The sequence below is a fragment of the Marivita sp. genome (assembly GCF_048006345.1).
GTDB lineage: Bacteria > Pseudomonadota > Alphaproteobacteria > Rhodobacterales > Rhodobacteraceae > Marivita.
This window is the reverse complement of the sequence record NZ_CP180351.1, coordinates 1,498,912-1,518,258: the sequence shown is the minus strand read 5'-3', so window position 1 is coordinate 1,518,258 and position 19,347 is coordinate 1,498,912. Positions and strand designations below refer to the sequence as shown.

Below are 19,347 nucleotides of genomic sequence, written 5' to 3'. Positions count from 1 at the left end.
CTTAGCCGCCTGCGCGCTGGGCGGAATAAACGATGGCGCGCAAGTAGTTGCCGCTGTCGTTCCAGACCGACAAGACGTTGAAGTTATGGGTGCCCTCGCCGAAGGGTTCGCCCGGACGCCAGCCATTGCGGCGCAGCATGTTGGCCGCGGTGGCAAGTGCATCGTCGGCATTGTATGGATCGGACCTGCCGTCACCGTTGCCGTCGACACGGTATTTCAGCCAGTTCCCGGCCAAAAACTGCATATGCCCCAATTCGCCCGAGGGGCCGCCCTTGGTGCTGGGTGACAGGATTCCACTATCCACCATATCGAGCGCGGCAATCGCATGCGGCTCGAACCGGGGGTGACGACGGCAATAGGATGACAGCGTGACCGCGCCATCGACCACCGCTGTGCCACCCAGGTAACCGCCCCAGCTTGTCTCGAGGCCCCAGATCGTCGCAAGGATCGAAGCGGGGACGCCATAGGTCCTCTCGATCGACCCGAAGGTGTTGGGGTTGCGCGCGATCTTGGCGCGGGTCTGGTTGATGAAATTCTCGGCGGTGCTGCCCGAGCGTTTGGCCAGAAACTTGGCAGGGTCGCCTTGCAGCGTGCCAGTCTGGTTGCCGGGGTTGGATTCAAAGCGCCAGGTGATGTCCGACAGGCGCGCGTTCTGCAATGCCGCCAGCCCGCGCTGGCCGACACCCGCAGCAGCGGCCTGACCGGCGAGTGTCTGCTTGTATTGCGCGAACGCGCCCTTGTTGGTGATACATTCCGCCGAGTAGGCAGGAAGGGCCGCGCACAGCGACAGGCAAACAGCAGAAATCAATCGACGCATCAAAACAGGCTCCAACTCCAACAAGTTGAAACGACGTTAACAAATGCGGCGGTTTGGGCAAGCGGGATCGCGCGGTCAGACTTCACTGACCGCGCCATGTGATGGTTGGATCAGAGGAGTTCCGGAAGGCTCGGTGCCATGCCTAACTGCGCCAAAACAGCAAAAAGTCCGGCCACACCAAGCGCCATTGCACCAGAACGCACGTCTTCGCCACGCACGAGGTTGTGAACGATCAGGGGGATCGCCAGAGGCGCTGCGATCAGTGCCGTGGTGAACGAGATGGCCCAGGCCGACAACCGCATCGGAGCGGTTTTCGCACGACGCTCTTCCAGTTCCATACGCTCGATCTCTTCCAGCGTTACGCCGTTCATCTGTGCGCGTACGGCTGTCATCATCCAGCTGTCCATCTGCGCGGCCTTGCCTCGCTGGCTAGCCCGCAGTTTGCCGGTCGCCTTGATCTTGCGAGGTACGACACGCGTCCGTGCAACCGACGGTTCGGCAAGGGGGTCGCCAGCCGACAGGAAGTCCGCCGCCGCGATAGGTTGCTTCGAGCCGTTCCAGAAAACAGTGTGCGCTTCAAAACTGCGGCAGAGGTCCGCCGCGATGTTCGCAAGGCGCGTTGCACTGACACACGCATCGGCACCCCGACCGGCCACCATGACAACGCTGCTGGAACCAACGTCATCGATGGCGAGCGTCAGAGTGTCGGTGTCACCCACGACCCAGTCGATATAGTCTCGTGTCACCGGCTGCCGTTGGAACGACAGATGTTGGTCCGATAGAGAACGATGGACCGCAGGCACAATGGATTGGCAGATCGCGTCGCGCGGTTTGTCTGTGACCAAGCTGATCACTGTGACGTCCGAATTTGTCATCCTTGCACCTCCCCAGGTTCAATGGAGTTTGCCCTTATTAAGGATATAAGCCTTGGAATGTGTCTGAAATGCGCAGCGAATCTGGCCGAAACTGGAAATTTGACCAGTTTCAGGTTTTTCTGAGGGCTTGTTTTGAAGGGACAGTCCAGTTGGAGCGGGCATTTACCGCAATGCTCGGTGGCCTTTTAAGGGCATTGTTCCACAGGTTCGCTTGAGCAAAACAGACAAGAAAAAGGCGCCCCAAAGGACGCCTTTTCCCGTAATCCAGTCTGATCGCGGGGATTAGCTGCTGTAATACATTGCGAATTCCACCGGGTGCGGTGTCATTTCGTAGGCTTCCAGCTCTTCCATCTTCAGGTCGATATAGCCGTCGATCTGGTCTTTGGTGAACACGTCACCGGCCAGAAGGAAGTCATGGTCGGCCTGCAGCTCGGTGATGGCTTCACGCAGGCTGCCGCAGACAGTCGGGATACCCGCCAGCTCTTCCGCCGGAAGATCATAGAGGTTCTTGTCCATGGCTTCGCCCGGATCGATCTTGTTAACGATCCCGTCAAGACCGGCCATCAGCAGCGCAGAGAAGCACAGGTAGGGGTTCGCAGTGGGATCGGGGAAACGGGCCTCGACGCGCTTTGCCTTCGGGCTTTCGGTCCACGGAATACGAACGCAGCCAGACCGGTTGCGTGCGGAGTAGGCGCGCAGAACCGGTGCTTCGTAACCCGGGACCAGACGCTTGTAGCTGTTGGTCGACGGGTTGGTGAAGGCATTAAGCGCCTTCGCGTGCTTGAGGATGCCGCCGATGAAGTACAGCGCTTCCTGGCTCAGGTCGGCATACTTGTCGCCTGCGAACAGCGGCTTGCCGTCTTTCCAGATCGACATGTTGACGTGCATGCCCGAACCGTTGTCGCCCTTGAGCGGCTTCGGCATGAAGGTGGCCGAGCGGCCGTAGGACTGCGCGACGTTGTGGATGATGTACTTGTACTTCTGAAGTTCGTCTGCCTGCTTGACCAGCGAGTCGAAGATCAGACCAAGTTCGTGCTGGCTGGTCGCCACTTCGTGGTGGTGCTTGTCGACCTTCATGCCGATGCGCTTCATGGTGGACAACATCTCGGAGCGAATGTCCTGACCATCGTCAGACGGGTTTACAGGGAAGTAGCCGCCTTTGTAGGTCGGACGGTGGCCGAGGTTGCCCATTTCGAACTCGGTGTCGGTGTTCCATGCCGCGTGATCGGCATCGACCTGGTAGGAGACCTTGTTCGGTGTCACGGCATAGCGCACGTCGTCGAACAGGAAGAATTCCGCTTCCGGGCCGAAATAAGCCACGTCACCGATGCCCGAGGACTTCAGGTACGCTTCTGCTTTGGCTGCGGTGCCGCGCGGATCGCGGTTATAGGCTTCGCCGGTGTCCGGCTCGACAACCGAGCAATGCACGCACACGGTCTTTTCGGCATAGAACGGGTCGATATATGCGCTGTCAGTGTCGGGCATCAGTTTCATGTCGGAGGCTTCGATGGACTTCCAGCCCGCGATGGACGACCCGTCGAACATGAAGCCTTCTTCAAGGAAATCTTCATCCACCTGGTCGGACATCACTGTCACGTGCTGCAGTTTGCCGCGCGGGTCGGTAAACCGGATGTCAACATACGCGACATCTTCGTCCTTAATCATCTTGAGAAGCGCTTCAGTGCTCATTCTCTCTTCCCTTTCACTGAGTTTGGGTCGTTTTTCGAAAAGTGTGGCGCGGGATCAGATCGCGTCTGATCCGGATTCACCTGTGCGGATGCGGATGGCCTGCTCGACAGGCGATACGAAAATCTTGCCGTCACCGATCTTGTCGGTCTTTGCGGCGTCTACGATGGCGGCAATCGCGCCGTCGACCTGGTCATCATCAAGGACAACCTCGATTTTGACCTTCGGCAGGAAGTCCACCACGTATTCGGCACCGCGGTAGAGCTCGGTGTGGCCTTTCTGGCGGCCGAAGCCTTTGACTTCGACGACACTCAGACCCTGGATGCCGGCGTCTTGAAGAGCTTCCTTCACCTCGTCGAGTTTGAAGGGTTTGATGATGGCTTCAATCTTTTTCATGGCGGGTCCCTCGCTCCTGCGTTGCGGTCGTCAGACCACTTCTGTTTGAGGGCCACAATCAGCTAGGGTAAATGTAGCGGCAGCGGGCGGGTGGATTGAAAACTGTCGCCTATAAAATGTGCAAATTGCACAAAAAGTGTGCAGAATTGAATCTTTGAGGGGATCAGACGTGGCCGAATTGCTCACCTCCGCCCAGATGCGCACCATTGAGCAGGCCGAAATCGAGTTGGGGGCTGTCACGGGACTTCAACTGATGGAGCGTGCTGGACGTGGGGCAGTCGAGGCAGCTTTGGTCAAATGGCCCGAATTGGGCCAAGGGGCGCACCGAGCGCTGATCCTGTGTGGACCGGGGAACAATGGCGGGGACGGGTTTGTGATCGCCCGGCGTCTCAAGGACCGGGGCTGGTCGGTCGATGTCTTTCTCTATGGGGATGCTGCCAAACTGCCGCCGGATGCAAAAACCAACCATGACCTCTGGCTCAGCATGGGCGCAGTCTTGCCGTTCGATGCGAATACCGTCCGTAACTGTGACCGTCCTCACCTTTTCGTCGATGCCGTCTTCGGTACTGGGCTCACCCGTCCGCTGCCCGAAGCATTGGCCATTGCCCTCGAGGATCGGATGATGGGCACGTGGAAACACGGCCACGCGATGCGACGTCTGGCGATCGACTGTCCGTCGGGCCTGAACCTTGACACAGGGATGATTCCGAATGCGGGTGACGATAGGATGCCGAGGGTCAATTCGGCGGATCTGACGGTGTCGTTTCACAGCCTGAAGGCGGGTCACAAGCTTGGCCTTGGGCCAACGCTGTGTGGCGACGTGCAGGTGGTGGATATTGGTCTGACCGGGCCGGATGCCGCCGAGCGCACAATGATCGGAGCGGCACCAGACCCCGAACGGGTGCGATTGGTCGATCCCGACTTCGGCGATCTCCCGCTTGCGCCGCGCATCTGGCCCGGTGCGATGATCGCCAAGCTGCGCGGGCAGGGGCACAAGTACGACTATGGCCATGCGATGATTCTGGCCGGTGGTCCGGGGCGGGGCGGAGCTGGTCGCATGGCTGCCCGTGCGGCTCTACGCAGCGGCGCGGGATTGGTCACTGTGCTGTGTCCCCCGGATGCGCTTCAGGAAAACGCCTGCCAACTGGACGCGGTGATGCTGCGCGCCTGTGCCGATGCGGCGGCCTTTCGCCAGATCGTCGACGACCGGGTAACCGCTTTGTGTCTCGGGCCGGGACTTGGCGTTGGGGCAGAGACGCGGGCGTTGGTCACAGCCGCCTTGGAACACCGGAGAGGAGAGCGCGGCTGGCGTGATCCCGTCGTTGTTCTGGACGCAGACGCGCTGACGTCGTTTGCAGGCGACCCCTCGGGGCTCTTTGCTTTGACCCATCCGCGTACGGTGCTGACCCCGCATGAAGGCGAGTTTGCCCGTCTCTTTCCCGACCTCGCGCAATCCGAACGGAAAGAGCAGTCAAAGATCGACGTAGTTCGTATGGCCGCGGATCGGGCAGGGTGCATCGTGCTGTTGAAGGGCGAGGACACCGTGATTGCCCAACCTGGCGGCGGGGCGAGCGTACACTCTGCGACAGGTGCGCGGGCCGTGCCGTGGCTGGCAACCGCCGGGGCAGGGGACGTGCTGGCCGGTCTGATTGCGGGTCTTGCCGCGCCCGAAACCGCACCGGACCTGTTCTGTGTCACCGAAGCGGCGGTCTGGCTGCATTGCGAAGCCGCGCGTCTGTTTGGACCGGGCCTCATCGCCGAAGACCTGCCGGACATGCTTCCCAAGGTATTCGCACCACTTGCGCGGTAAGAAACTTCGTTCGAAGTTTCTTACGTAACAGAATTTTCGTATGAAAATTCTGCTCGCATCAGCCCGAGAGCTTTGCTACTCACCGGCGCAATGCGGGTGTGGCGGAATTGGTAGACGCACCAGATTTAGGTTCTGGCGCCTTTGGCGTGGGGGTTCGAGTCCCTTCACCCGCACCATCGACATCCAACCGATTGTTTGGTCACCAGTTCTTCCAAGCCCTGCGGGCAAGCGAGCTTTGGATAGCGTTCGGCATCTTGCGCGTGTAGTACTCTGCGCCCCCCCGTTCGAGGACAACATATTTGCCATCGTTGAAATCGAGCGCGTTGCGCCAGTCTCCGGTGCCTGCAAAAATGTTCACTCCCCATAATTGCCCAAGCAAGCGCAACAGTTCCAGATCTTGTCCGGTTTTGCAGGATCGAACCACAACCCATGCGTTGTTGGCAAAGTTCGGTTTCAGCTTCGCCAGTGTCACACGGTGCTTCGGGAATGAGCTGACATTGAGCGTGTCTCCTCCATTCGTCCAATCCCCGAAATACATCGTTCCGGGCGCGCCGTGCACCTGGATGTGCAAGATGGAAATGGGGCGGGCGTTTACCGCTGTTTGAACTCCGAACACGAAAGTCGGAATATCTTTAAGGATCACATAACCGCCACCGGGAAACGTGGTTATGTATTCCGACCATCCAGCTCCGTCGAACCGGTCAGCAGCAACGATCTCCATACCGTGGGGCAACACAACATCCGGTGGTGCACGAAATCCAAGCTTTGGAGGTGCCTTAGGTTTCGGACCGGGTTTCATGCTGTCGACAAGCATTCCGCCATGCACGAGCGTTTCGCCGACATGGATCAGGTCGAGATTGCTGATCGGTTCTATGTCTGCAAGACTTGTTGGGTAGCTCACACCTTGCTTTATGCGTCCCCAGACGTTGATTTCCTTGTAACTTCCGTAAAGTATCATCGAATATCCGCTTAGCGTGTCGCCTGTGACAACCGTGTGTTCGGAGTAATTCTCTATGTCTAAAACCAAAGAACCGCGCTTGTACTCCGTATAGGCTCCGGTTCTAGGGTCGGAGTAATCGGTGACAGCTGCGGTAATCGTCGGCCAGGGGTTCGGCCACTGGCGGGGTGTTCCCATAAAAACAATCCCTTTGTAAAATCGCGACGCGCAATAAACTCGAAATATCTAAAGAAGCGCTGCGCTTGATTGAAATATTCTCCCATCGTGCCTCAGCTCGGTGACTGCTTCAAGATCAATCGCAAATTGGGACGCACCTTGGCGCGACCGCCGCTGCCGTGACATCGACTTTCACATGCCAAACTCTTTGTTGACAGCGATAATCCCGTCACGCTATCGCACCGTCCGGCACCGGATTTCAGGTGCAGCGTGTCGTCCGTCGCGTGGCCTGTTCCCGCAGGCAAATGAGCGGGCTTCTTGGACAGATGAAAATGGTGGGAAAGCTGTTTGCCTCCGGTGATCTGCATGCCGACCGGCGTGCTGAATTTGCCGAGACCTTGGCGGATCACGGGGATCTTGATGGAGCGGTGGACGTCTTGCAAGGCGCACTCGATCTTGTTCCGTCATGGGCCGCGGGATGGTTCCGACTGGGCGAGTATCTGGAGCGTGCGGGCGATCCCAAGGGGGCTGCGCGCGCATGGGACCGTGCGGTCGAGCTTCAACCGGATGATCCGTTCGGTGCGGGGCTGCGCCGCGACCTGCTGCGCGATCTGCCGCTGAGCGACACCATGCCTCCGGCGTTTGTCGAGATGCTTTTTGATCAGTACGCTCCCCGCTTCGAGGCATCGTTGCTGGACCACTTGGACTATCAGGGGCCGACCCTCATTTCAGAGGCATTGCAGGTCAGGTCCGGAGCGACGGTGCAACGGGCGCTTGATCTTGGGTGCGGCACCGGGCTGATCGGCCCTGTGTTGCGCCCGCATTGCGATCATCTGACCGGGATCGACCTGTCACAGGCCATGCTCGACGAGGCGCACGCCAAGGGTCTCTATGACATGCTCGAGAAGGCCGATATCCAGGAGTTGCCGATCCTGGCCGGGCAGTATGGTCTGATCGTGGCATCGGATGTGTTCAACTACCTCGGAGCCCTGGAGCGGATCATCGCTTGGTGCGCGGCCTGCCTGTCCGCTGACGGCACGCTCATCTTCACGGTCGAGCGGGCCAGGGACAGCGACGTGACGCTGCGCGAAACCCGGCGTTTTGCCCATGGGCGGGAATATGTAACCGACCTTCTGCAGACAGCAGGATTCGGCGCGATCGAGATACGCGACGTGATCCTGCGCAAGGACCGTGGTGTGGATGTGCACGGGCTTTGCGTTGTCGCGGGCGGACCAAACGCACAGGTGCGACGTCAGGGCGATGGCGAAGCGCAGCTTCCCGCAGACGCCTGACCGTGCGGCCACATTTCCTGCTTGCGGACTCTCGGTCGCCCCTCTAAGAGGCGGTGGATTTTGACCGCCGCGGACGCCTCCGCGGCCCCCATGCAATGGATAAGGACGACATGCAGGTCACCGAAACTCTCAATGAAGGCCTCAAGCGCAGCTATTCGATCACCGTCACGGCGGGCGAATTGGACGCAAAGGTGAATGAAAAGCTCAAGGAAGCGCAGCCCGAAATCGAAATGAAGGGCTTCCGCAAAGGCAAGGTGCCGATGCCGCTTCTGAAGAAGCAGTTTGGCCAGCGCCTTTTGGGCGAAGCCATGCAGGAAACCATCGACGGCGCGATGGCCAAGCACTTTGAGGACAGTGGCGACCGCCCGGCGCTCCAGCCCGAGGTCAAGATGACCAATGAGGACTGGAAAGAAGGCGACGATATCGAAGTCGCGATGTCCTACGAAAAACTGCCGGAAATGCCCGAGGTCGATCTTTCGTCGCTGAAGCTTGAGAAGTTGGTCGTCAAGGCCGGCGACGCAGAAGTGGACGAGGCGCTCAAGAACCTTGCCGAGACTGCGCAGAACTTCAAGGACCGCAAGAAAGGCTCCAAGTCAAAAGAGGGCGATCAGGTTGTGATCGACTTCCTTGGCAAAGTGGATGGCGAAGCCTTTGACGGTGGTGCGGCCGAAGATTACCCGCTCGTTCTGGGCTCCGGTTCCTTCATTCCCGGTTTCGAAGACCAGCTGGTCGGTGTGAAGGTCGGCGAAGAAAAGAATGTCGAGGTCAAGTTCCCGGACGAGTACGGTGCCGAGAATCTTGCCGGCAAGGACGCGGTGTTCGAATGCACCGTCAAAGCCGTCAAGGAACCTGTGGCCGCCGAGATCGACGACGAGTTGGCAAAGAAGTTCGGTGCAGAGGATCTGGCCGCCCTGAAGGCGCAGATCGCCGAGCGTCTGGAAGTCGAATACACGGGTGCCGCGCGCCAGGTGATGAAGCGTGCGTTGCTGGATCAGCTGGACGAGAAGGTGTCTGTCGACCTGCCTCCGTCGCTGGTTGATGCCGAAGCCAAGCAGATCGCGCATCAGCTTTGGCACGAAGAAAACCCGGATGTGCATGGCCACGATCACCCCGAGATCACGCCGACCGATGAGCACAACAAGCTCGCAGAACGCCGCGTCAAGCTGGGCCTCTTGCTGGCCGAGCTGGGTCAGAAAGCCGAGGTCACCGTGACGGACGCGGAGATGACTCAAGCGATCATGGCCCAGGCACGTCAGTACCCGGGTCAGGAACGTGCGTTCTTCGACTTCGTGCGCCAGAACCAGCAGATGCAGCAGCAGCTGCGTGCGCCCATCTTCGAGGACAAGGTTGTCGATCACGTGGCCGAACAGGCGACCGTGACCGAGAAACAAGTTTCGAAGGACGAGCTGGAAAAAGCCATCGAGGCGCTTGACGCCGAATAAGACCTTCGGGTTTTGAAATGCAAAGGCCGCCCGGTTGGGCGGCCTTTTCCGTTTGAGGATCGGATCGGCGTTGCCGCTCCGATCGAGGGTGGGGGCTCTGCCCCCGTCCGCCAAAGGCGGACTCCCCCGAAGTATTTGTGAACCAGAGAAGCTGGCTTTCGTCAGAGCGTCATACGGAAGAGCGCAAAGCCATCCGCGTTTGTGCCGGCTTCTTCGAGTGTCATGCCGTCGAGAGAGCCTGCGTATTTCGCGCCGGCGGGGCCGGTCTCAAAAATCACGCTGGTGCCCGCCAACGGTGCAAAACGCCAGTTGAAATCGGCCTTGGGGTCGATGGTGCCTTGCTCCACGATGTAGCGGACAATCACGTCGCGGTTGGTATCCGGGCCTTCGAACACGATGGTGTCTCCGGTGCCGGGGAAGCTGCCGCCGCCGCCCGCGCGGTAATTGTTCGTGGCAATGATGAACTCTGCCGCCGGGTCGATCGGTGCGCCCTGATAGGTCAGGTTCACGATGCGGTTGGCGTCGGGGTTGATGACAGCGCCGTCGCGGTCGAATTTCGATGGCTGGCTGAGGTCGATCTGGTAGCTGACCCCGTCGATGACATCGAAATTGTAGCTGGGGAAGTTGGGGTTCAGGAGCGGCGCGTCGGCCGAACCGGGTTCCACCTGATTGAACATGCCCGCCGAGCGTTCCAGCCAGTCTTTCACCTGCGCCCCCGTCACCCGCACGGCGCGCACGGTGTTGGGGTAGAGGTAAAGATCGGCGACGTTCTTGATCGCCACATCGCCCACCGGCACGTCGGTGTAATACTCCGGCCCGCCACGACCGCCTGCCTTGAAGGGTGCGGCGGCGGACAGGATCGGCAGGCCTTCATGCGGCGTGCCCTGCATCATCTGTGCGATGTACCAGGTTTGGGCGTTGGACACGATCTGGACAGACGGATCGTCGGCCACCAGCGCGAAATAGCTGTGCAGGGGCGCGGCTGTCTTGCCCACAGCGCGGCGGACATAGGCCAGCGTTTCCTCGTGGTCTTTTTGCGTGTCCTCAATCACCGGTTGGTAATCCTGCACCAGCGCTGTGACAGACCGGTCCTCGTTGCGCTGCGAAATCGGTCGCGCTTCGGATTGGTGGTTGAGCACGCGCCAGCTGTCGCCGTCACGTTCGAGCATCAGATCCACAAGACCCATATGGCTGCCCCAGAAGCCTGCCATGACGCCGGGTTTGCCCATAATCGTGCCTTTGGCGGTGTCGAGGCCGGGGAGGGTGTCATAGGTGGAGGAGGGGAAGACCAGATGCGAATGCCCGGTCAGGATCACGTCGATTCCATCCACACCTGCCAGCGGGATGGAGGCGTTCTCCATCATATCCTCGGCCTCAGCCGCGCCGATGCCGGAATGGGACAGCGCGATCACGATGTCTGCACCCTGTTCGCGGATCTGCGGGACATAGGCGCGGGCGGATTCGAGAATGTCGCGGGCGGTGACGTTGCCTTCGAGGTGGCGGCGATCCCATGTCATGATCTGCGGCGGCACAAATCCGATGAGGCCGATGCGGATCGGGTGGGTGTTTCCGCCTCCGTCGGTGATCTCGCGGTCTAGGATCACATAGGGCGGCACCAGCGTGGTGTCTTCGCGCGGCGTGCCGCCTGCGGTCTTGACCACGTTGGCCGAAACGACCGGGAAATCCGCGCCCGCCAGCGATTTCATCAGGAAATCGAGGCCGTAGTTGAATTCGTGATTGCCCAAGGTGGAGCCGTCAAAGCCCAGAGTATTCATCGCGGTGATGATCGGGTGCATGTCACCTTCTTTCATCCCGCGTTCATAGGCGATGTAATCGCCCATCGGGTTGCCCTGCAGGAAATCGCCATTGTCGAGCAGGATTGAATTCGTGGCCTCGGCCCGGATGTTCTGGATGATGGTGGCGACGCGGCTCAGGCCCACTGTGTCGGTCGGACGGTCGCCGTAATAGTCGTAGGGATGCACATGCACGTGCAGGTCCGTTGTTTCCATGATCCGCAGATGCGCCTGATTGGACATGGCGCGCACCGAAAACGGGTGCAGCGCGAGAAAGCCAGCCGTACTGGCCAGAAAACCTCGACGGTTCAGCGTCAGTGCCATGATCGTGTCCCCCTGATCTGGATTGGTTCTGAGGACAGGTTAGGATGGAAAGCGCACAGCCGGTTAGCAGTTTCGTGGCAGTGGCATGAATTTGTCACAGGCGAACGAAAGCTGACGTCTGTCAGATATGCAGATCACAGGAATAGCTTGCGAATTGTGCAATCTCGTCGGGCAGGCTGGTGATCCCGAGACCGGGCGCATCGGACAAGGTGAGCGTGCCGCGATCTGCCGATCCCTGCCATGGGTCAAACGCATCGCGTAAGGGGTTGGGGTTCACGTCCACTTCGAGCAGGCCATCGCCTCCCGCAGCGGCGAGCAGATGGGCCGACGCAATGAGGCCGATGCCGCCGCCAAGGAAGTGCGGGCAGTAGCGTAGTCCGGCGCTGCGGATCGCCTGTGCCACGGGCCAGCATCCGCTGAAGCCGCCCCATTTGGCGATGTCGGGTTGCAGCACGCCGAAAACGCCCGTGGCGATGGCATCGGCAAAACCACCTGTGCCGGTGATGTTTTCGCCCCCTGCCAGCGGCATCGGGCTTTGATCCGCCAGCGCCTGCCAATGGGTCAGGGGCGCATCTGCGGGCAGGGGCTCTTCCAGCCATCCCAAGGGCAGGTCGCGGCAGGAGGCCACGAAGCGTTCGGCCTCGGGAAGCGCCCAAGCCTGATTGGCGTCAGCGCAGAGGATTTCGCCCGCCCTGAGTGTCGAGGTGAGTTGGGTCAACAGATCAGTGTCACGTGTCAGATCAAAACCGACCTTGACCTTGAAGGCGGAAAAGCCGGCCTCGCGGCTTTGGGCGATTTGTCGTGCGGCTTGGGCAATGGCGATCCCGCTGGCGTAACAGGGGACGGTTTGTGCAGCTTCAGGGTTCAGAAACCGCGCCACCGAAACTCCTGCGCGGCGCGCCTCAAGGTCGGTCATGGCGGTGTCCAGACCCGCGATCACCTGACGGAACGGCCCCCATTCGCCGCATTGCAGGGCGCGGATATGGGTCTTGTCCGTGAGTTGCGTGAAAAGGTCATGCGCGCTGGTGAACGACTGTCCCAAAAGCAGGTCAGCCATGTCCTCGACCACCAGCCGGGCACGATGTTCGGCCCCTGCGGCGGGCCAATTGGCGAAAATCTCGCCCCAGCCGAAGGCTCCGTCGCTGTCCTGAACCCGAACGAACACAGCGGGACGGTTCTGCATGACGCCAAAGGACGTCGCCACCGGCGACGAGATCGGTACGCGGTATGCGGTGACGGTGATGCGGGACAGGGTAATTGGCATTGGGGAAGCACAGCAGGAAGCTGCCTCAAAGGCAAGCGCGCTGGCACAGAATTGCCGAAAGCAACTTGCGCTTGGACCGCGAAGACCGTCATATCAATCAGGCATGACCTCATGGTCTTTGACTCGGACGGGTGTCGAAAAAGCGCATCGCCAGGCAGACAGCACAGCCTGAACCTTCCTTACTGGAGCTCTCTATGAAATTCCGCTTTCCCATCGTCATCATTGACGAGGATTTCCGTTCAGACAACTCGTCCGGCTTGGGCATCCGTGCCATTGCTGGTGCCATCGAGAGCGAAGGCTTCGAGGTGCTGGGCACGACCAGCTACGGAGACCTGTCGCAATTCGCACAGCAGCAATCCCGCGCAAGCGCCTTTGTGTTGTCCATTGATGACGAGGAATTCACACCCGGACCCGACCTTGATCCCGCCGTGTTGAACCTGCGGTCCTTTATCGAAGAAGTCCGTCGGAAAAACAACGAAGTGCCGATTTACATCTACGGTGAAACCAAAACGAGCCGCCATCTGCCCAACGACATCCTGCGCGAACTGCATGGGTTCATTCACACCTTTGAGGACACGCCGGAATTTGTGGCCCGCCACATCGTCCGTGACGCCAAGGCCTATATCGAAGGCATCCAGCCGCCGTTCTTCAAGGCGCTGCTCGATTATGCCGAAGATGGTTCTTACTCATGGCACTGTCCCGGGCATTCTGGCGGGGTCGCCTTTCTGAAAAGCCCCATTGGGCAGATGTACCACCAGTTCTACGGCGAAAACATGCTGCGCGCCGATGTATGCAACTCGGTTGAGGAACTGGGCCAACTGCTTGACCACAACGGCGCCATCGGCGCGTCCGAACGCAATGCGGCACGGATTTTCAATGCCGATCACTGCTTCTTTGTTACCAATGGCACGAGCACTTCGAACAAGATGGTCTGGCACCATACCGTTGCCCCCGGCGATGTGGTGGTCGTTGACCGAAACTGCCACAAGTCCATCCTACACAGCATCATCATGACCGGTGCCATCCCGGTTTTCATGAAGCCGACGCGCAACCACTACGGCATCATCGGGCCCATTCCGAAGGCCGAGTTTTCGATCGAGTCGATCAAGGAGAAGATCCGCTCAAACCCGCTCTTGGCGCATGTGGATGCGGATACCGTCAAGCCACGGATCATCACCCTGACGCAATCAACCTATGACGGTGTTCTGTACAACACCGAGACGATCAAAGACATGCTCGACGGCTATGTCGAAAACCTGCATTTCGACGAGGCATGGTTACCGCACGCGGCTTTTCATCCGTTTTATGGGACCTTCCACGCCATGGGGCGCAATCGCGAGCGCCCGAGCCATTCGGTGACCTATTCAACCCAGTCCATTCACAAGCTTCTGGCGGGGATTTCGCAGGCAAGCCATGTGCTCGTGCAGGACAGCAAGAACACCAAACTCGACCGGCACCTGTTCAACGAGGCGTATCTGATGCACACCTCGACCAGCCCGCAATACAGCATCATCGCCAGTTGCGACGTGGCCGCGGCGATGATGGAGCCTCCGGGCGGGCGCGCTCTGGTCGAAGAAAGCCTGCTCGAGTCGCTCGATTTCCGGCGCGCGATGCGCAAGGTGGATGAAGAATACGGCAACGACTGGTGGTTCCAGGTTTGGGGACCGGAAGAGTTGGACGAAGAAGGCATCGACAGTCCAACCAACTGGGTGCTGAAAAAGACCAATGCCGAGGGAGTGCAGCCGTCGGACGGCGAAGAGTCCTGGCATGCCTTCGGCGACATGGCCCCCGGCTTCAACATGCTGGACCCGATCAAGGCCACAGTCATCACGCCGGGGATGAACCTGGATGGGAAGTTCGATTTTTCCGGCATCCCGGCGTCCATCGTGACAAAGTATCTGGCGGAACATGGCGTTGTTGTTGAGAAAACCGGTCTCTACAGCTTTTTCATCATGTTCACGATCGGCATCACCAAGGGCCGCTGGAATTCGCTTTTAACCGCGTTGCAGCAGTTCAAGGACGACTATGACAAGAACGTCCCGATGTGGCGTTGCATGCCGAAATTCTGTGCCAAACAACCGCGCTATGAACAGATGGGTCTGGGCGACATGTGCCAGCACGTCCATTCGCTCTATGCCAAATCCGACGTGGCTGTTCTGTCGACGGACATGTATCTCAGCGATCTTGTGCCCGCGATGAAGCCAACAGATGCGTTTTCGCACATTGCTGCGCGCACGACCGAACGCGTGCCGATTGATGATCTTGAAGGACGTATCACAACAAGCCTGGTGACACCGTACCCGCCGGGCATTCCGCTTTTGATCCCCGGCGAGGTCTTCAATAAGAAGATCGTCGAATATCTTAAATTCAACAGAACCTTCGCGCGCGAATGTCCGGGGTTCGAGATCGACATTCACGGGCTGGTACAAGAGGTGGACGAGAACAATCAGGTTCAATATTTCGCTGATTGTGTTGCCATCAACAGGGAGGTTTAGCCTCCTCGCGGTCCGCAATGAACAGGGTTGAGGTCTGTTGCGTCCTGAATTTTCGACTGACAGCCTACGCTCAGATGACCCAACAAAAAAGCCCCGCCAGACTGGCAGGGCTTTTTAATTCTTGCTCGAAGTAAAGTTCAGTCTTCCGACTTGGCTTCTTCCTGAGACGACGCGGCAGGTGCCAGATCATCGTCATCGGATGCCGCAGCGCCGATATCGTCGAACAGTTCGGCGATTTCGAATTCTGCCTGTGCTTCTTCCTCGGCGGCCAGTTCCTGAATGGACTTGCCGGAGGCCTGAAGCTCTGCTTCTTCGGGCGAACGTGCAACGTTCAGGCTGATGGTGACCATCACCTCGGGGTGCAGGTGGACTTCAACCTCGTGCAGACCAAGAACCTTGATCGGCTTGCGGATGATGACCTGCTTGCGGTCGAGCGTGAAGCCTTCTTCGGTTGCCACTTCAGCCGCGTCGCGGGTGGTGACGGAGCCGTAGAGGTTGCCGCCATCGGATGCCTGACGAATCACGACGAACTGCTGGCCGCCAAGACGGTCGGCCATTGCTTCGGCCTCTTTCTTGGTTTCCAGGTTCTGTGCTTCGAGCTGCGCTTTCTGATTTTCGAACGACGCGATGTTCTCTTTCGAGGCGGTCAGCGCCTTGCCCTGCAGCAGCAGGTAGTTGCGCGCAAAACCGGGCTTTACGTCAACGACGTCGCCCATCTGGCCAAGCTTGGCCACGCGTTCCAGAAGGATAACTTGCATGTCAGTCTCTCCTTACTTCACTGCGTAGGGCAGGAGGGCGAGGAAGCGGGCGCGCTTGATTGCACGGGCCAGCTCACGCTGTTTCTTTGCAGACACGGCTGTGATGCGCGACGGCACGATCTTGCCACGCTCAGAGATGTAGCGCTGCAGCAGCTTGGTGTCTTTGTAGTCGATCTTGGGTGCGCCATCTCCCGAGAAGGGGCACACCTTACGACGGCGGAAAAATGGTTTTGTAGCCATGGATTAGCGTCCTTTCTTCAGGCGATCAGTTGCGACGTTCGCGGCGTTCGCCACGATCACCACGGTCTCCGCGGTCGCCACGATCTCCGCGGTCGCCACGATCTCCGCGGTCGCCACGATCTCCGCGATCACCACGGTCTCCGCGATCGCCACGGTCGTCACGCTTTTGCATCTGGACCGACGGACCTTCTTCATGCGCGTCCACCTTGATGGTGAGGATACGCATCACGTCGTCATGCAGACGCATCAGGCGCTCCATTTCCTGCACGGCTTCCGACGGTGCGTCGGTGCGCAGGAAGGCGTAGTGGCCCTTGCGGTTCTTGTTGATCTTGTAGGCCATCGTCTTGACGCCCCAGTATTCGTGATCAACCAGCTTGCCGCCGTTGTCCGAAAGAACTGTGCCGAAATGTTCGATAAGGCCTTCAGCCTGCGCGTTGGACAAATCCTGACGCGAGATAAAAACATGCTCGTAAAGCGGCATGTGCACTCCGTTTCTGTTCTGGCGCATTTCAAAGGACAGGGACTGAACCCTTTCGCTCCTGCCCACGAGAGACTGCGCGGTAAAAATCGTCTTGCGAAAGGAGCGCTCCGTATACACGGATTGCGCGCGGGATCAAGCGGTCCTGCGCGGCTTTTGGCAGGGCGTCACAATCTCGCCCAGAACATGCCTTGGCACCGTCGCGCAGCGACCCCGAATTCGGCAGATTCTCTGAACATACTGTTTCCAGATAGTAAACGGTATGACGACCGGGTGTCAGCCGGTCTAGGAGAAGCAAAATGGTTCACTATGACGAAAATTATGTACACGGCCACGGTTCGGTCGGAAAACTGATCCGCCGTGTTTGTGGCATCGCGTGCCTGATCGCCGTTCCGGGGATCTGGATTGCGGTACAGGGCGCTTTGCCAGAAGCCCGTGTGATGGGGCTTGGACTTTCTGTGATCGTCATGGGACTAGCAGGCCTGTGCCTGTTTGGTCGCTGACTGTTTATTCCGACACAGACTCTGTTGAATTTCAAAGAATTGAGACTGCGCGGCATCGCAGCAACTTGTCAGTCATCGTAACCCAAATACAGGACTGACCCATGAAAAAGACACTTCTCGCCGCCGCTTTGGTCGCGCTTCCTCTTGCTGCTCAGGCTGAACCCGAAGCTTACAAGCTGGACGCCAGCCACAGTCAAATCCTCTTTTCCTACAACCACCTTGGCTATTCCACGACCTGGGGCATGTTCTCTGGCTTCGAAGGCGACATCCAGTTTGATCAGGAAGATCCGGCCAATTCCTCCGTGACCGTTTCCTTCCCGGTGCGGTCGATGTTCACAGGCTGGGAAGGCCGTTTTGATCATTTCATGTCCGCTGACTTCTTCGGTGCCGAAGAGGACGAGATGGTGACTTTCGTCTCGACTGATATTGAAGTGACCGGAGACAATTCGGCCAACATCATTGGCGATCTGACGCTCAATGGCATCACCAAGCCGGTCACACTTTCCGCAACGCTGAACCAGACAGGCGACCACCCGATGGAAGGCAAGCCTTGGGCAGGTTTTGACGCAACGGCAACCCTGCTGCGCAGCGATTTTGAAGTTGGGGCATTCGCTCCGTTCGTCAGCGACGAGGTCCAAGTTCAGATCTCGATCGAAGCGATGAAGGTTATCAGCAGCGGCTCCTGAACCTGCCACAGCGCTCAACCAGAAACCCCGGGGCGATGCGCCCGGGGTTTTTTGTTCTCGGGATGTGAGGAGGCCGTCAGTCTGCGGGTCCCGCGCCGCGCACAGCGGTGAGGTCAACCGACACGCTCACTCCGAAGCCAAGTTGGCTTTCGTCCGTCATCCCTGTGCCAATTTGAAAGGAACGGCGGTCCAATTCGGTCGAACCTTCAACACGGGCGGTCTCGCCGTCCAAAGTCAGATCGAAGGGCAGAGACACTGGCTGTTCAACCCCGCGCAGGGTAAGGGCGCCTTCGGCCAAATAGCCTGTCTCGCGCGCGATAAGGTCCGCCGTGAACCGGGCCGTCGGGAATTCGGTGTTGGCAAAATAGTCCGGCCCCATCGCCTGTTGCGTGACTGACCCGAGCGTGAGTGACGTGATGGCGATTTCGACGTCTACGGACCCGGCGACGCCAGAGGTGACGGTCTCATCGAAGGTGATGTCGGCCGTCCATTCTGCGAAACGACCCGTTACCTCAGATCCCATCTGGCGCACCGTGATCCCCAGCGTGCCGTCGGTCACCGTCCAATCGCTTTCGACCTGTTGCAGCGCAGGTGCCCTGGCGGCGATGGCCGTGCCTTTGTGGTAGACGCCGAGTACGCTTCCGACCCCAATCGCAGCGGCCCAGACGATCCCGGCAAGGACAGGGGGAAGAAGCTTGCGATGGGTCTGCGATTTTGGTGCGGATGTCACACGGCGCCCCGGCAGCATGCGCGCCAAGGTGTCATCTTTGTCGATCACCGCATGTTTGATGGCGCCGGCGATGTGCAGCACCAGTGAAAGGATCAGCACCCGTTCGAACACGACATGCAGCCCCGCCGCAATTTCCGACAGGGGCACGCTCTCTGGCACCAGCGGCAGGTTTTGCCCGAAAGGCCACCAGATCGGCGCAAACCCCTCGGTCGCAGCGTGGTGCACCCAGCCGGACAGAGGCACCAACACCAAAGAGCCATAAAGCAGCCAATGCACGATCTCAGCCAGAAGCGTTTCGGCCCTGCGGTCGGGATGGAGTGGTGCGGGTTTCGGTTGGCTTATCGCCCAGAGAACACGGGCGAGGGCGATGAAAAACAGCGTCACCCCCACCGTCTTGTGCAGCGAAAACAGCCACGCCTTGTCGGCCAATTGCTCTGCCGTGTCATAGGGCATGTCATTGGCAATGATCCCCAGCGGGATCACCGCGACGATACCCAACGCGGTCATCCAGTGAAACGTTTTGGCGACAGCACCGTATTGAGCGGTGGAATTCGAGACAGACATAGCGGCCACTCCGGACGAAAACGATGCAGTATGAGCTACGTCAAAATCATCACAGCGCAATCTTCACCAATGCACAGAAG

Annotated in this window: 17 protein-coding genes and 1 tRNA gene; 7 read left to right on the top strand and 11 right to left on the bottom strand. The window is 59.2% G+C overall.

Annotated features, from left to right (window positions below):
* Position 1: 1 nt before the first annotated feature.
* From ACMVPR_RS07505 to ACMVPR_RS07490, 4 genes are all read right to left on the bottom strand, one after another.
* Entirely contained in the window at positions 2-817 is an 816-nt protein-coding gene (locus ACMVPR_RS07505; RefSeq protein WP_416882326.1) for a lytic murein transglycosylase, read from the bottom strand.
* A 110-nt stretch (positions 818-927) separates the two neighbouring features.
* The gene (locus ACMVPR_RS07500) at positions 928-1,692 is read right to left on the bottom strand and encodes a hypothetical protein (RefSeq protein ID WP_416882325.1); all 765 of its coding nucleotides are present in this window, start codon (positions 1,690-1,692) and stop codon (positions 928-930) included.
* A 282-nt stretch (positions 1,693-1,974) separates the two neighbouring features.
* The gene (glnA, locus tag ACMVPR_RS07495; RefSeq protein WP_292270021.1) at positions 1,975-3,381 is read right to left on the bottom strand and encodes a type I glutamate--ammonia ligase; all 1,407 of its coding nucleotides are present in this window, start codon (positions 3,379-3,381) and stop codon (positions 1,975-1,977) included.
* A gap of 54 nt (positions 3,382-3,435) precedes the next feature.
* Entirely contained in the window at positions 3,436-3,774 is a 339-nt protein-coding gene (locus ACMVPR_RS07490; RefSeq protein WP_085631929.1) for a P-II family nitrogen regulator, read from the bottom strand.
* A gap of 169 nt (positions 3,775-3,943) precedes the next feature.
* On the opposite strand from ACMVPR_RS07490, the gene ACMVPR_RS07485 reads away from it, so the two are divergent.
* Together ACMVPR_RS07485 and ACMVPR_RS07480 are read left to right on the top strand one after the other, a co-directional pair.
* Positions 3,944-5,584: an NAD(P)H-hydrate dehydratase gene (locus ACMVPR_RS07485; protein WP_416882324.1), complete on the top strand. Its 1,641-nt coding sequence runs from the start codon at positions 3,944-3,946 to the stop codon at positions 5,582-5,584.
* 92 nt (positions 5,585-5,676) lie between these two features.
* Positions 5,677-5,760 (top strand) — tRNA-Leu (locus ACMVPR_RS07480).
* Positions 5,761-5,783: 23 nt separating this feature from the next.
* On the opposite strand, the gene ACMVPR_RS07475 is transcribed toward ACMVPR_RS07480, so the two are convergent.
* On the bottom strand, positions 5,784-6,719 hold the full coding sequence (locus ACMVPR_RS07475) for a hypothetical protein (protein ID WP_416882323.1): 936 nt from the start codon (positions 6,717-6,719) through the stop codon (positions 5,784-5,786).
* 311 nt (positions 6,720-7,030) lie between these two features.
* On the opposite strand from ACMVPR_RS07475, the gene ACMVPR_RS07470 reads away from it, so the two are divergent.
* Both ACMVPR_RS07470 and tig read left to right on the top strand, forming a co-directional pair.
* Positions 7,031-7,990 (top strand): methyltransferase domain-containing protein, encoded by a 960-nt coding sequence (locus ACMVPR_RS07470; protein WP_416882322.1) that lies wholly within the window; start codon positions 7,031-7,033, stop codon positions 7,988-7,990.
* A gap of 110 nt (positions 7,991-8,100) precedes the next feature.
* Entirely contained in the window at positions 8,101-9,432 is a 1,332-nt protein-coding gene (gene tig / locus ACMVPR_RS07465; protein WP_416884632.1) for a trigger factor, read from the top strand.
* 161 nt (positions 9,433-9,593) lie between these two features.
* Here the strand turns inward: tig and ACMVPR_RS07460 are convergent, their stop codons facing one another.
* A complete protein-coding gene (locus ACMVPR_RS07460; protein WP_416882321.1) occupies positions 9,594-11,549 on the bottom strand; it encodes a bifunctional 2',3'-cyclic-nucleotide 2'-phosphodiesterase/3'-nucleotidase in 1,956 nt (651 codons plus the stop codon).
* A 121-nt stretch (positions 11,550-11,670) separates the two neighbouring features.
* A complete protein-coding gene (locus ACMVPR_RS07455; RefSeq protein WP_416882320.1) occupies positions 11,671-12,813 on the bottom strand; it encodes a mandelate racemase/muconate lactonizing enzyme family protein in 1,143 nt (380 codons plus the stop codon).
* Between the two features lie 194 nt (positions 12,814-13,007).
* On the opposite strand from ACMVPR_RS07455, the gene ACMVPR_RS07450 reads away from it, so the two are divergent.
* Complete coding sequence (locus ACMVPR_RS07450; RefSeq protein ID WP_416882319.1) at positions 13,008-15,308, top strand: Orn/Lys/Arg decarboxylase N-terminal domain-containing protein; 2,301 nt, start codon at positions 13,008-13,010, stop codon at positions 15,306-15,308.
* Between the two features lie 137 nt (positions 15,309-15,445).
* Here the strand turns inward: ACMVPR_RS07450 and rplI are convergent, their stop codons facing one another.
* From rplI to rpsF, 3 genes are read right to left on the bottom strand one after another with little or no spacing between them, the layout of a single operon-like run.
* Positions 15,446-16,066 carry a 50S ribosomal protein L9 gene (rplI, locus tag ACMVPR_RS07445; protein WP_300580747.1) on the bottom strand — a complete coding sequence of 207 codons (621 nt, stop codon included), beginning with the start codon at positions 16,064-16,066 and terminating at the stop codon, positions 15,446-15,448.
* A 12-nt stretch (positions 16,067-16,078) separates the two neighbouring features.
* Positions 16,079-16,306, bottom strand: a complete 228-nt coding sequence (gene rpsR, locus ACMVPR_RS07440) for a 30S ribosomal protein S18 (protein WP_292264769.1) — start codon at positions 16,304-16,306, stop codon at positions 16,079-16,081.
* A gap of 25 nt (positions 16,307-16,331) precedes the next feature.
* Positions 16,332-16,787 carry a 30S ribosomal protein S6 gene (gene rpsF / locus ACMVPR_RS07435; protein WP_300580744.1) on the bottom strand — a complete coding sequence of 152 codons (456 nt, stop codon included), beginning with the start codon at positions 16,785-16,787 and terminating at the stop codon, positions 16,332-16,334.
* Positions 16,788-17,083: 296 nt separating this feature from the next.
* Between rpsF and ACMVPR_RS07430 the strand changes: the two genes are divergently transcribed.
* Together ACMVPR_RS07430 and ACMVPR_RS07425 are read left to right on the top strand one after the other, a co-directional pair.
* Entirely contained in the window at positions 17,084-17,287 is a 204-nt protein-coding gene (locus ACMVPR_RS07430; protein ID WP_416882318.1) for a hypothetical protein, read from the top strand.
* Between the two features lie 101 nt (positions 17,288-17,388).
* On the top strand, positions 17,389-17,973 hold the full coding sequence (locus tag ACMVPR_RS07425; protein WP_416882317.1) for a YceI family protein: 585 nt from the start codon (positions 17,389-17,391) through the stop codon (positions 17,971-17,973).
* A gap of 76 nt (positions 17,974-18,049) precedes the next feature.
* On the opposite strand, the gene ACMVPR_RS07420 is transcribed toward ACMVPR_RS07425, so the two are convergent.
* The gene (locus ACMVPR_RS07420) at positions 18,050-19,267 is read right to left on the bottom strand and encodes a cytochrome b/b6 domain-containing protein (protein ID WP_416882316.1); all 1,218 of its coding nucleotides are present in this window, start codon (positions 19,265-19,267) and stop codon (positions 18,050-18,052) included.
* Between the last annotated feature and the right edge of the window lie 80 nt (positions 19,268-19,347).